This window comes from Desulfobulbus sp. (assembly GCF_030824455.1).
Lineage (GTDB): Bacteria > Desulfobacterota > Desulfobulbia > Desulfobulbales > Desulfobulbaceae > Desulfobulbus.
The window spans coordinates 1-11,862 of record NZ_JAVBXR010000055.1 but is presented as its reverse complement, the minus strand read 5'-3'; the positions used below and the strand labels follow the sequence as shown (position 1 = coordinate 11,862).

Genomic DNA, 11,862 nt, shown 5'->3' with positions numbered 1-11,862 from the left:
CCGGGACGGCCTCGGGGTCGTACCCGGCTTTGGCCAGGCCGCCGGCGAGCGCCAGGGCCTGTTGGTGGGCGGCGCGCAGCACCTCGCCGCCGGTGCGGTTGCCAAATCGGGCATGACGGCTGCCGCGGTTGTCGAGCACGTCGTCGTAATCGCAGCCCATGGCCGCAACCAGGGATTCGCGCAGGCTGGAAACCGAGCCGTTGGGCAATCGGGTCAGCTGGGCGACAAATTCGGTGAGTCGCTCGCCCTCGGGCGGCGAGCCCATGATGTGCAGACCGTCGTTGATCATGGTGTCGCCCAACTCCTCGACATAGGCGTGGAGCCGTTCGAGGAAACCGGAGAAATCAGCCAGGGCGGACTGCTGGTCGATCTCCAGGTCCTTGTCCAGGCTGGCGGCGGCCACAGCCTCCCAGATCATGGGCGCAAGGATCTCCACCTTGGCCGGGTCCTCGGCCTGAGCGGCGGCGTAATCGGCGACCAGGGTCTGCACCTTGGCGAGATCGTCGTACAGATCGGCGTTGGTAAAGGCCGGGGTGAGATGATCGATGATGCAGCAGTAGGAGCGGCGCTTGGCCTGGGTCCCTTCGCCGGGATCGTTGATGATGTACGGGTAGATGTTGGGCAGTTCCATGATCGCCAGATCCGGGAAGCAGGAGCCCGACAGCCCCAGGGCCTTGCCCGGCAGCCATTCCAGGGAGCCGTGCTTGCCCACGTGGATCACCGCGTCGGCCTTGAACACGTCGCGGATCCAGCGGTATTGGGCCAGATAGTGGTGCGGCGGCGACAGGTGCAGGTCGTGCAGGGCCTTGTCGATTTGTTCGAGATACCCGCGCGGCGGCTGGATGGTGAGAAACACGTTGCCGTTGAGCAGGCCGGCAAAATGCATCTTTTTCTCGTGGACAAACAGCTCGCCCGGCATTTCGCCCCAGTCGGCGGTCATCTTGGTCTGGATCGGTTCGGGCAGTTCGTTGTGCCAGGGGAGGTACTGCTCGGCCCCGGCCCTGGCCTCGGCCCGGGCCGCCATCTGATCCATGGGCCGCCAGCGCTGGTCGCAGGTCATTTTGGCGAGCAGCTCATGGGCGAGTTCGTCCTTTTCGCTGAATTCGCGTTCAATGCGGTAACCGGCGGCCCGCATCCGGGTGAGCAGGGCCGAAACGCTGGCAAAGGAGTCGAGTCCGGCGGCGCAGCCGATCCGGTCGTTGCGCGGCGGATAGTGGTGGAAAATGACGGCGACGCGGCGTTCGGCGGCCGGAATGCGGCTCAGTCGACCCCAGTTGAGGGCCAGCCGCACCATTTTGTCGACCCGCTCCGGAATGGGCATGTACTTGGCCAGGAGCGCGCCGGTGAGCGGATCAATGGTCTCCTGCTCGCGGGTTGCCACCGGCACGGTGATCAGGGCGCCGTCAAATTCGGGCTGGGCCGCGGAGTAGGAGACGTCCATGGTCGGCAGCCCCTGCACGCTTTCCGACCACTGGGCAAAGGGGGCGGAACAGGTCATGGCCTGGATAAAGGGCACGCCCAGATTGGCCAAAAGATCCTTGAACGAAGGGGAAACCAGGGTGAGGGAGAACATCAGGGGGTTGATCAGCACCTGGATGCGCGGCGCGTCTCCCTCCATGAAATAGTGCTCGATCACCCCGTCGGCGGCCCGGTTGCCGCGCGCCGCGTCCTTGTAGCGCAGGTGGAAAACCGGAATAACGTTGGCTCCGGCAGCCTCGATCGAGCGGATAATGGCGTCGATAAAGGCGAGGTTGTTGTTGACCCAGTAGGTCTGGTAGAACCACAAACCCACGGTGATTTTGCCGGGATCGACCTTCAGCTGCAGATATTCCTCCAGGCTGGGGGTTCCCGGACAATCGGGATGGTAGACGCCGTCGTCGGCCAGGGGCTCGGGCGGACGACAGGGACAGTCTGCGGCGAACAGGCGATTGTGCAGATAGATCAGCAGTTGCTGGAAATTTCTCGCTCCGCCCAGATGCAGGTACTGTTTGACCGTGTCCCAGCAGTCCGTGCCGAACGCCTGCGAGAACTCGCGCGCCGCCTCGATGGTGTCCTCGTCGCCGCTGGTGGGCTGGACGTGGATCAGCGGCCGTTGGCTTTCAGGACATTTTTCCAGGGCCGTTTTGAGCAGGTCAAAGGCGGGAAACGAAGGGCGGCCGCCGTGCAGGGAGATGATCAGCACATCGGCCTTGAGCGCCTCGCGGATGAACGCCTCGCGCCGTTTCTGATCAAAGAGCTGCACCTGGGTGCGGGCGTGGACCGCAAGCGGGGCGCCGCTGTCCTGGTAGAGGCGCACGCCCTCGGACAGCGAAGGGATTTCAGTGGCGGTGGCGGAAAAATAGCAGAGGGAAAAGGGCTGCATCAGGCCTCCTGGACGCGGCAAAGTGTGGATGGAGCGGCAAACCCGTCCAGGGCTTCGATCAACTGAACGGCGGTGTTGCAGTGCACGCAGCCGGCGGCGAGCGGCGTCCCCGGTTGGTGCGGGCGCAGCGAGAACACGGTTTTGCCCCGGTTTAGGGCGGTCTGCACCAGGTCGAAGTTGGCCAGATTGCCGGCGCCGATCATGAATCCGCTGTCGATGACAAAATCGCAGTCGTCAAGTAGGGTTGCCGCCTGTTGCGCGGCTGCGGCGTCGATGGTTTCCATGGGGTCGACGGTGACGCAGTCGGCGCCAAGGGATCTGGCTACAAAACAGTCCAGGTCGTTGGTGTGGACCACGCCGGTGGCAATGGCAAAGCCCTTTTTGGCCAGCATCCGGTAGACCAGGGCGCCGGAGCCCATGCCGCCGACCACGAAGGCCCGTCCCCGGTCGCCTTCGCCGCGCAGCTCAATCCCGCCCAGATGGCGGTTGAATTCGGCCTTGTCGAAATCGTAGAGCCCGGCCACCGCCTCCGGAGTCAGCGCCGATTCGGGCGCGCCCCAGTCGATCATCCCGCCGTCCTTGATCAGCGCCACCCGGTCGCTGACCTTGGCGGCCACGTCCACGTCGTGCAGCGAGGCGATCACGGTGATGTTCTTGGTGCGGCAGAGGTCGCGGAGAATGGCCATCACCTCGACCCGGTGTTTGAGGTCAAGATGGATGGTGGGTTCGTCGAGCAGCAAAACCTGCGGCTCCTGCGCCAGGGCGCGGGCCATCAGCACCTTCTGCCGTTCGCCGTCGCTGAGGTCGGCAAACAGTCGATGCGCCAGGTTCAGGGCGTGGACCGCAGCCAGCGAGGTGGTCACCGCCAGCCGATCCCCGGCCCCCAGACGGCCGAGATAATCGGTGTGCGGATAACGGCCCAGGGCCACGAACTCGAACACCGTGAACAGCGGCGGCGCAATCCGGTCGGTGAGCACCACGGCCATGATCCGGGCCAGATCCATGGCGGGCAGAGCGGCCAGGGGCCTGCTCTGCACCCTGATCTCGCCGGCCAAGGGGGAAAGGTGGCGGGACAGGGTGCGGAGCAGGGTGGTTTTGCCGGCGCCGTTGGGGCCGAGCAGGCTGATGAACTGGCCCGGACGGCAATCAAAGGAGATGTCGCGCAGCACCGGGGTGTTCCCGTAGCCCACGCTCAGGCCCCGGACGCTGATGATCGGGCGGTTGGCAGGCATGTTCATAATTTGACCCTCCGTTTGAGCAGCAAGGTGATGACAATGGGGGCGCCGAAAAAGGCGGTGACGGCTGAGAGCGGCAGCTCCACCGGGGCCATGATTGTGCGGGCGATCAGGTCGCAGAGGCTGGCCACCAGTCCGCCCGTCAGGCAGGCGCCGGGGATGAGGATGCGGTTGTCCGAGGTGCCGAAGCCGAGCCGGGCCATGTGGGGAACAGCCATGCCGATGAAGGCCACCGGCCCGGCCATGGAGGTGATCATCCCGGCCAGGGCGCAGGCGCAGAGCAGAATCAGCAGGCGAAAACGGCGGATGTTGACCCCCATGGAGGCGGCGTACTCCTCGCCGAGCAAAAAGGCGTTGAGCGGCTTGCTCTGCAGGTAAAGCAGCGCCAGGATGGCGCCGCCGAGCACCAGCAGGATGGTGATCTCGTCCCATTTGAAGCCGGAAAAACTGCCCAGCTGCCAGAGGACAAAGCCCTTGATTTTGTCTTTTTCGGCAAAGGCGGTGAGGATGGCGGTGACCGCGCCGCAGAGGTAGCCCATCATCAGGCCGACGATCAGCAGCGTCACCCCGCCCTTGATCCGGCTGGCAATGGCGAGCACGATCAGCATCACCGCGTAGGCTCCGGCAAAGGCGGCCAGGGTGGAGATAAAAGGGGTGAACAGGGTCCAGCCCACGGTGACGCTGGTGAGCATCACAAACGAGACCATCAGGGTGGCGCCCGAACTGATGCCGAGGATATAGGGGCCGACAATGGGGTTGCGGAAATAAATCTGCAGCAGAAGCCCCGAGGCGGCCAGATAGGCGCCGCCGAACACGGCGGCGATGGCCCGGGGAATGCGGATGTTCCACAGGATGAAGCTGGTGGTCGAGGCTTCGGCCGGGTTGCGGAGGGCCTGCCAGATTTCAGCCGGGGAAAAGGCGATCGAGCCGACGGCGACGTTGATCCCCAGCATCAAAACGGTCAGCAGGCCGAGCAGGGCAAACACCACCGGCGCGCGCCGCAGCAACAGCGGCCGAACCGGATCGAGACAGCATTCAGATGTGGTCATGACTTTTCTCCTTAACGGCGACCGGATCGACGTCGGGCAACTCGGCAAAGTAGTGCAGTTGGTAATCGGGGTAGAATTCGGGGTGCAGGATGGCGCTGATTTCGGTGAGAATTTCGTCGAGTTTGTCCGCCGATTGGCTGTAATGCGGCAGCGGCGCATAGGCCCTGCCGTTTTTGAGCGGGGCGATGTCCTTGATCAGGGGATTGAGCCGGGCCAGAGCCGCCTTGGAGGTGGCCCCCATGTCGCGGGAGCGGTAGGTGAAAAAGATGTCCGCATCCTGGCCGGAGTAGAGAAAACGCTCCACCGTGATTTCGATGCAGGAGGTTCCGAACACGTCCTCAAATTGGTAATTGCTCTGCGCCAGACCCACCAGTTCGCCTACCCAGGCGTTGCCCGGCTCCACCATCACCCTTTTTTCGTAGATGTCGCCCCACATCACCTTGGGCTGCCGGGTCGCGCCGGCGGTGCGGGCGCGGATGTCGCGCAGGGCGGCGTCAATGCGGGCAAAGAAGGCGTCGGCCTCCGGTTCCTTGTGGAAAAAAGGCGCAAGAAACTGGACAAAACGCATCCGGGCGTTGAGGCACATGGCCTGGGGCGTGGTGGTGACCGCCACGGGAATGTGGAGATCGTCCATCAGGGGAATGATCGAGGGGTCCCAGGTGAGCACCAGTTCCGGCTCGCTCTGTTTGAGTCGCTCGTAGTCGATGGAGGCGGCGTCGCCGAGAAAGGCGATTCGGCCGGATTCCATGCCGCGCTTGACGTCCGGGACGTGCCAGCGTTCCTTGGGCGTGGTCACGCCCACCAGGGTCTGTTCGAGCACGCCAAGGGCGCGGAGCACGGCAACGTCAAAGGCGCCGTAGGCGGCCACCCGCCGGACCGGCACGCGCACCACCTGGGAAGGGGCGCAGTCGGTCGGCATGGGCGCTTCCCGGGGGATCAGGACCAGGGTGCGGCCGGCGCCGTCGCGCACCTCGGTGCGTTCGGGCGAGATCCGGTTGACTGCAAATTCGCCGATCTGGAGAAAGGCCGGGCGTTCTTTGTCGGTGTTTTTGCCGGCCGCGGACGAGGTCGCGGACGGGTCGTTGTTGCAGCCCGCCGCAGTCAAAAGGATGATCAGCGCGGCCATGGCAAGGATGCAGTCGCCAGGACGAAGGATGTTGAACATACGCATTATCTGTGTGCCTCCCGGTGCACAATCCATTGGTAAAAATACAAAATCAGGCCCAGGGAAAAGAGCGCCATGCCCGCCAGGTAGAGCGCGACCCCTGGATCCTTGCGGACGTGGAGATCAATTCTGGTTTTCATTTTCATGCCGTTCAGGCTCTTGGGCGCAAAATCGATCAGGTGCAGGCTGTAGCCCTGGAACCGGACCGGCCGGTTGCAGGACAGGAACGCTTCTCGCTGGCCGGTGTTGTCGCTGAGCAGCAGGCGGGCCCTGAGGGCGATCACTTCGTTTTTCCAGAACGCCAGCCGCTCGCCCTGGTAATACTCGGGTTCCACGGCAAGCAGCTGAACCTGACCCCCGGCGCCGGGTAAGGAGAGGTGGGAACCCGGCGCCAGGGTGCTGCTCGTCAGGACTTGGGTAAACAGATAACTGCACAGATAACCGGCCAGAATGACGATCAGGCCGTAGTGCATGACATGGGGGGCGAGTCGGAGCGCCAGCCGTTGCCAGCCGCCCGGTCCCTTGGCCCGCAGCAGCTGGGCGACCCGGCTGGTGGTGCAGGCAAAGGTGTTGACCGCCAGCAGGGCCAGCAGCGTCAGAAGCAGGAAAAACCAGCCAGTGGCGAGCAGATTGTGGCTGCCGTAGGTCTGGGCCCAGGGAATCAGCCCAAGATCGTTGAGGGGCGTGAACAGAGCGGTGCGGCGGTTGAGACAGAAATACCCCCAGACCAAATCCATGGTGAGCAGCAGACACAGCGCCACAGTGAGATTGATGCTGCTCAGGCGGTTCCAAAGGCGTGCAGACACAGTTTTCATAATCCAAAGGGGATGCGGAAGGGGCCGAGATCGGGCAGGCAGGTCAGGGTCAGCATCACCAGGCCGCCCAGGGATGCGTAGAGCGCCCGATGCGTCTGGCTCCAGGATCGGGTCAGGTGGAGATGGAGCAGGCAGCCGTAGAAGAACCAGGCGGCCATGGTCAGGGTCAGGGCAGGGTCCTCCCACACCACCGGCGTGCCCCAGCCCAGGTAGGACCAGAGTTCGCCGCTGAACATCGACGCGGTCCACAGGGAAAAACCCAGGGCCGCCCAGCGATGGCTGCGGCCCATGGCCGAAATCGCGTGGGACGATTGGCGGGGGAGCAGGGCGTTGGCCGCCCAGGCCGCGCTGAGAATGAAGCAGGCCTTGCCGACAACCCCAAACCAGAGAAAACCGTGGGCCAGCAAGGTCTTGGATTTGAGGAAAGGCAGATAGAAATCCTTGGGAAAACAGAGGGCCAGCGCCGTCAAAAGGACGACAACCGCGAGCAGGATGCGCTGCGTCGGCCGCCGCAGGGACGGTTCGCAATTCCTCGCGGCCAATGGATAGAACAGCCCCAGACAGAGCGGCAGGGCCACGGGGCCCAGATGCATCGGCAGCATCGGCCAGGCCTGATGGCAGCGAAGTCCCACGGCCAGCAGGTTGCAACCGATTGCCGCAGCCAGCGGAAGATTGACCGGCAGGGATCGTTTTCCCGGCGCCAGAGCGGCGGCCAGGGCCAGGGCGTACAGGACGGCGGCGAACTGAAAGGCGGTGTGGCTGGTGATCATGGACATAACTTATCCTTCCAGCTTAAAGGTGATGGTTTGCTCGACCAGGGCCTTGACCGCCATCCCGCCGATTGTGCCCGGTTTGAAGCGCCAGCTGGCGATGCAGCGCAGCACGCTCTGCTCAAACACCCCTTCGGGTTCGGCGTCCAGCACCGTGACTTGATCCACCTGGCCGTGTTCGTCGACCACGAACTTCACCTTGATCCAGCCCTCGATGTTGCGCCGTTTGGCGGAGTGGGGATAGACCGGCGGGCTTTTGGCCAGCATGGTCAGCGGGCCGTCCAATTGGCTGGCGGTGAACAGGCCGCCTCCTCCGGCGCCTCCGCCCTTGGGGGTTGCGCCGGGCTTGCCGGCGGCGGTTGCCGCGCTGGCGGAAGCTTCGCCGGATTGTTTGGGTTGCTCGGAATCCGCAACCGCTGCATCGGGTTTCGCCTCCTCCTCCGCTGGGGCCGCAAAGGTGGGCTGCGCGGGATTAACAGCCGGAGCCGGCTCGATTTTCTTGGGCGCGACAGGTCGCGGTTTGGGCGCGGGCGTGGTTTTGACGACCTGTTTTTTGGCGGCGGGCGTAACGGTTTTCTCCTTGACCGGCGGTGCCGGCGGAGCTTGCGCCGCCGGCCCTTCGCTCTCTCCGGGCGCGGCCCCGGACATGATGATCGACATATCCATCACCGTGGGTGGTTGAATATGGGCTGCATATTGGTTGAAGGCAAAAGCGCAAAGAACAAGGACGGCATGCAGCGCCAGGGAACAATGGGCGGCTTTGGTCTGTGTTTTCATGGCTGTTGTTCGGTTTGCAGGCTGAGGGTTGTAAAGCCGAGACGTTTGATCGCCTCATAGACGTCCACGAACATCTGCAGAGAGAGATTTTTGTCGGCGCGAACGATCATCGGAGTCGACCGTTCCACCGGGTCCAGGGCCGCGGCCAGGGTGTCCAGCGTCACCTCGGTGGATTCCACCCACAGGCGGCCCTCCTTGTTGACCACCACGGTGCGGGGCGTCAGCGGCAGGTTTTCCTTGCTCGCCGAAGCCTTGGGCAACTCCAGCTGAATGCCGCCGGTGGCGATGAAGGTGGAGGTGGTGAGAACGATGGTCAGCAGCACCAGCATCACGTCCACCAGCGGAATGACGTTGAGATAGTCAAATTCCTTTTCGTCCATCCCTGATCTCCCATTGCATCAGCAGCACCTTGCAGCGGCGCAGCAGCAGGTTGTAGAGGGTGACCGCCGGGATGGCCACCAGCAGGCCGAGCGCGGTGGCCTTGAGCGCTAGGGCCAACCCCTGCATGATCTTGGTGGTGTCGAATCCGGCTGTGCCGATGTCGTAGAAGGTGAGCATGATCCCCAGCACCGTGCCGAGCAGGCCGATGTAGGGGGCGTTGGCGCCGATGGTGGCGATCAGGTGCAGCTTGTGGGTCAGGTGCAGTTCCAGCTCCTTGCGGTCGGCAAAGGTTTCGATCCGGACGGCGCGGTAGACCAGAAACCGCTCCAGCGCAAGCGCCAAAGCAATGACGCTGAGCGTGAGCAAAAGCCCAAGCACGCCGTAATCGATTATCGTGTGCAGCCAATCCATAGTGGAATCCTCATGGTGTTGAGATGATCAAAAGGGGAGCGGCCGGCGCCGGGCCGGACAGCGGTGCGGGCAAGAATTCGGACAACGACGGACGTCGTCCGGTGGGCGTGAAAAGTGGAATGGGCGGGAAGCGATTGAAGCGGACAACGGCGGGGGCGCCGGTTCCGGATCACGGAGGGCGACAGCGCCGTCGTCCATGGGCAGGGCAATGCAATAACGGGAGATGTGGCCAGATTCCTTCGCATGGGGCTCCTCGCGCCAAAAGAGTGGCGGAGTCGAAAGCAAAGGGGGGCCGGGTTTCTGGATGGGCAAAAAAAAAAAATCCCGGATCGAAAGAATCGATCCGGGATAGCCCTATTTATCCGCAGAAATACTAAAAAAACCGGGTACGCCGCCGTCCTCGCAGTCGTCTCCAAACATTCAGGCAGGTCTTCTGACTCCCGGTTCGTCCTACTTGCTGCGTCTTCCCGACCCAAAGGTCAGTGACGTTTATGCAGCGTTCGTCCCCGGTTACAGCGGCGGGCCCGTCCCCGATTTACACGAGGTTCCCGTTTAAGTTCTTGCGAACACCTGAACTGTGCGACATAGACCCGATGGGGCGGGCAAAGTCAAGAAAATAATTCCATATCTTGTCCGATCTGATCGTTGCGCTCCATTGCTCCGGCAGGACTTGGTTTTTCATCCATGCGTCACGCTGATTTTATCGCCAGTTTTAGCGTAACAATTCAAAATTAAACATAAAAAAAACTAGTTGGCGCCGGAGGTCAGTGTAGTCCTGCCTAGCCAATACCCTCGACAAGAACGAAATTTGTTGCGGCAAACTATTCCCATTTTTTAAAATTAATATTACGATTACAAAATTTGTAACAACAGTTTGGCTAAAACGTTTTTCCTTGAAATTTAATATTTAAAATCAATATGTTAAATCAAAAATAGACCAGCCGTTATGCGGATAAAAAAGAATGCAGGTGAGGGGCGGTGTCTACAGTGTGCCGGCGGCAGTCTCGACCACATGCCACCGAGTGAACTCTTGGAACCAACAGTTCGCAACTATTGCAACCTCTCCTGCCCGGTTTGCGGCCCCATACTTTGCGGCTTCGTGCACCTGAGCAGGGAAGAAATCGAGCAGTTCGAAAATCAGAAAATCATTTATTCAGAAAGACGTCAGCAGATTCGACAACAGGCAGAACGACTGGATTCTGCACAACAACAAGGGGTGGTAACTTGATCGTAGTCACTGGAGGGCTTGGTTTTATCGGCAGCAACATCGTACATGCCTTGAATGCAGACGGATATGACGACATCGTTGTTGTTGATGATTTTACGGATGGCACAAAATTTATCAATATAGCCGATACAAGCATTGCCGATTACCTCGACAAAGATGAATTCCTTGATCGATTGAGACGAGGCGACTCTTTCGGTGGAAATGTGGAAGCAATCCTGCATCAAGGCGCCTGCTCCTCCACCACGGAATGGAACGGGCGTCTGGTCATGGAGAACAACTTCAGCTATTCCCGGGAAATCCTGCATTATTGCCTTCAACGCAAGATTCCTTTGATTTATGCGTCCAGCGCGGCGGTTTACGGCAACGGCGCCGCGTTCGTCGAGGAACGGCAGAACGAGGCCCCGCTGAATGTCTATGGGTATTCAAAGACATTGTTTGATCAATACGTTCGTCGTTTCCTTCCTTCGCATCAAACCCAGATTGTTGGCCTGCGCTATTTCAATGTCTATGGTCCACGGGAGCAGCACAAGGGCAGTATGGCAAGCGTTGCCTTTCATTTGCGAGATCAACTCGTCGCCGAAGGGGTCGTCAAATTGTTCGAAGGGTGCGACGGTTACGGCAATGGTGAGCAGCGACGTGATTTTGTGTATGTCGCTGATGTGGTGAACGTCATCGTATGGTTGATGAAACATCCCGGGGTGTCGGGCATTTTCAACGTTGGGACCGGTCGCAGCCAGAGTTTCAATGACGTCGCGCAAGCAGTGTTGCATGCGCACGGGCATGGCGAGCTTCGATACATCCCTTTTCCCGAGCATCTCAAAGGACGGTATCAGAGTTTTACCGAGGCCGACCTCACAAGGTTACGTGCCGCCGGATACGAGGGTGATTTCCATACTGTCGAATCCGGTGTGGATCTCTACATGCACTGGCTGCAAGGCGCCTCGAACACACCTTGACGCGTTCTTTTGCTGACAGGGAGTAGTCGCCGTTGGCGGGGCTACTCCCTGCGCCTTTTTTCCGGAGCAGTGGGCCGATTCAACAGCCGGAGCGCACAGCTTCGACAAACGCGGTTCCGGCCTTGAAGCGAATGGCCTTTCTGGCCGGAATGTGAATCACCGTGCCCGAGAGCGGACTGCGCGCGTCGCGAGCGGCTCTCTGCGCCACCGAAAAAGTTCCGAATCCCACCAGCTTGACCTTGTCGTCCGAGGCAAGGGCCTCGGAGATGGTGTTGAGGATGCTTTCCACAACCTGCCCCGTGGCGTGCTTGCTCAGGCCGCATTCCTTGGCCACTTTCTCGATCAATTCGCCCTTGTTCATTGCTTTCTCCTGCTGTTCCATGCGCGATCTGTGCTTTGGTTGGTGTGTATAAAGGGGGCGGCCCTCGCCTACGGCCATGCAACTGCGGCCCGATCAGGGAACGGACCGCAGTTACAAAAGGCGTTCAGATGCAGCCGGCCACTTCCTGGGCCCAGCTGACAACGTCGCTGGCCGCGTCGCCGGGATCGCCGTCGATTTTGAGCGGATCGTTGACCACCTTGCCGCCCATGGCCTCAACTTTTTCCTGCAACTGGTCCACTGCGCCGCAGAAATGGGTGTAGCTGGAGTCGCCGCAACCAAACACCGCCACCTTTTTGTCCTTGAGGTCGGCCTTGTCCATCTCCTCAAAAAA

At 61.2% G+C, this 11,862-nt stretch carries 12 protein-coding genes and 1 riboswitch; of the genes, 1 reads left to right on the top strand and 11 read right to left on the bottom strand.

Going from position 1 to position 11,862, the window contains the following annotated elements:
- The 9 genes from RCH93_RS07905 to exbB form a co-directional block, all read right to left on the bottom strand.
- Positions 1-2,362 (bottom strand): cobaltochelatase subunit CobN (locus RCH93_RS07905; protein ID WP_306547804.1); only part of this gene is annotated, 2,362 nt, incomplete at its 3' end.
- Positions 2,362-3,600 carry an ABC transporter ATP-binding protein gene (locus RCH93_RS07900; RefSeq protein ID WP_306547803.1) on the bottom strand — a complete coding sequence of 413 codons (1,239 nt, stop codon included), beginning with the start codon at positions 3,598-3,600 and terminating at the stop codon, positions 2,362-2,364. The genes RCH93_RS07905 and RCH93_RS07900, both read right to left, overlap by 1 nt.
- Positions 3,597-4,646: an iron ABC transporter permease gene (locus RCH93_RS07895; RefSeq protein ID WP_306547802.1), complete on the bottom strand. Its 1,050-nt coding sequence runs from the start codon at positions 4,644-4,646 to the stop codon at positions 3,597-3,599. The genes RCH93_RS07900 and RCH93_RS07895 overlap by 4 nt, the downstream gene beginning before the upstream one ends.
- Positions 4,633-5,817: an ABC transporter substrate-binding protein gene (locus RCH93_RS07890; protein WP_306547801.1), complete on the bottom strand. Its 1,185-nt coding sequence runs from the start codon at positions 5,815-5,817 to the stop codon at positions 4,633-4,635. The genes RCH93_RS07895 and RCH93_RS07890 overlap by 14 nt, the downstream gene beginning before the upstream one ends.
- Entirely contained in the window at positions 5,817-6,617 is an 801-nt protein-coding gene (locus RCH93_RS07885) for a hypothetical protein (protein WP_306547800.1), read from the bottom strand. Before RCH93_RS07885 ends, RCH93_RS07890 begins: the two co-directional genes overlap by 1 nt.
- Before the next feature lie 5 nt (positions 6,618-6,622).
- Positions 6,623-7,402 carry a cytochrome c biogenesis protein CcsA gene (gene ccsA, locus RCH93_RS07880; RefSeq protein WP_306547799.1) on the bottom strand — a complete coding sequence of 260 codons (780 nt, stop codon included), beginning with the start codon at positions 7,400-7,402 and terminating at the stop codon, positions 6,623-6,625.
- A 3-nt stretch (positions 7,403-7,405) separates the two neighbouring features.
- Positions 7,406-8,173: an energy transducer TonB gene (locus RCH93_RS07875; protein WP_306547798.1), complete on the bottom strand. Its 768-nt coding sequence runs from the start codon at positions 8,171-8,173 to the stop codon at positions 7,406-7,408.
- A complete protein-coding gene (locus RCH93_RS07870) occupies positions 8,170-8,553 on the bottom strand; it encodes a biopolymer transporter ExbD (RefSeq protein WP_306547797.1) in 384 nt (127 codons plus the stop codon). The genes RCH93_RS07875 and RCH93_RS07870 overlap by 4 nt, the downstream gene beginning before the upstream one ends.
- Positions 8,534-8,965 carry a TonB-system energizer ExbB gene (gene exbB, locus RCH93_RS07865; protein ID WP_306547796.1) on the bottom strand — a complete coding sequence of 144 codons (432 nt, stop codon included), beginning with the start codon at positions 8,963-8,965 and terminating at the stop codon, positions 8,534-8,536. The genes RCH93_RS07870 and exbB overlap by 20 nt, the downstream gene beginning before the upstream one ends.
- A 405-nt stretch (positions 8,966-9,370) precedes the next feature.
- Positions 9,371-9,554: riboswitch (cobalamin riboswitch) on the bottom strand.
- Positions 9,555-10,189: 635 nt separating this feature from the next.
- On the opposite strand from exbB, the gene rfaD reads away from it, so the two are divergent.
- Positions 10,190-11,149 carry an ADP-glyceromanno-heptose 6-epimerase gene (gene rfaD, locus RCH93_RS07860; protein ID WP_306547795.1) on the top strand — a complete coding sequence of 320 codons (960 nt, stop codon included), beginning with the start codon at positions 10,190-10,192 and terminating at the stop codon, positions 11,147-11,149.
- Between the two features lie 79 nt (positions 11,150-11,228).
- Here rfaD and RCH93_RS07855 read toward each other — a convergent pair whose 3' ends face one another.
- Both RCH93_RS07855 and RCH93_RS07850 read right to left on the bottom strand, forming a co-directional pair.
- Positions 11,229-11,531, bottom strand: a complete 303-nt coding sequence (locus tag RCH93_RS07855; protein WP_306547793.1) for an HU family DNA-binding protein — start codon at positions 11,529-11,531, stop codon at positions 11,229-11,231.
- Positions 11,532-11,634: 103 nt separating this feature from the next.
- A partial coding sequence (locus RCH93_RS07850) for a flavodoxin domain-containing protein (RefSeq protein WP_306547792.1) occupies positions 11,635-11,862 on the bottom strand: 228 nt, incomplete at its 5' end.

What these genes read in the sequence shown, in the direction of transcription:
- RCH93_RS07900 (WP_306547803.1), bottom strand. Translation starts at nt 3,600, where the DNA reads ATGAACATGCCTGCCAACCGCCCGATCATCAGCGTCCGGGGCCTGAGC.
- RCH93_RS07895 (WP_306547802.1), bottom strand. Translation starts at nt 4,646, where the DNA reads ATGACCACATCTGAATGCTGTCTCGATCCGGTTCGGCCGCTGTTGCTG.
- RCH93_RS07890 (WP_306547801.1), bottom strand. Translation starts at nt 5,817, where the DNA reads ATGCGTATGTTCAACATCCTTCGTCCTGGCGACTGCATCCTTGCCATG.
- ccsA (WP_306547799.1), bottom strand. Translation starts at nt 7,402, where the DNA reads ATGTCCATGATCACCAGCCACACCGCCTTTCAGTTCGCCGCCGTCCTG.
- RCH93_RS07875 (WP_306547798.1), bottom strand. Translation starts at nt 8,173, where the DNA reads ATGAAAACACAGACCAAAGCCGCCCATTGTTCCCTGGCGCTGCATGCC.
- RCH93_RS07870 (WP_306547797.1), bottom strand. Translation starts at nt 8,553, where the DNA reads ATGGACGAAAAGGAATTTGACTATCTCAACGTCATTCCGCTGGTGGAC.
- exbB (WP_306547796.1), bottom strand. Translation starts at nt 8,965, where the DNA reads ATGGATTGGCTGCACACGATAATCGATTACGGCGTGCTTGGGCTTTTG.
- RCH93_RS07855 (WP_306547793.1), bottom strand. Translation starts at nt 11,531, where the DNA reads ATGGAACAGCAGGAGAAAGCAATGAACAAGGGCGAATTGATCGAGAAA.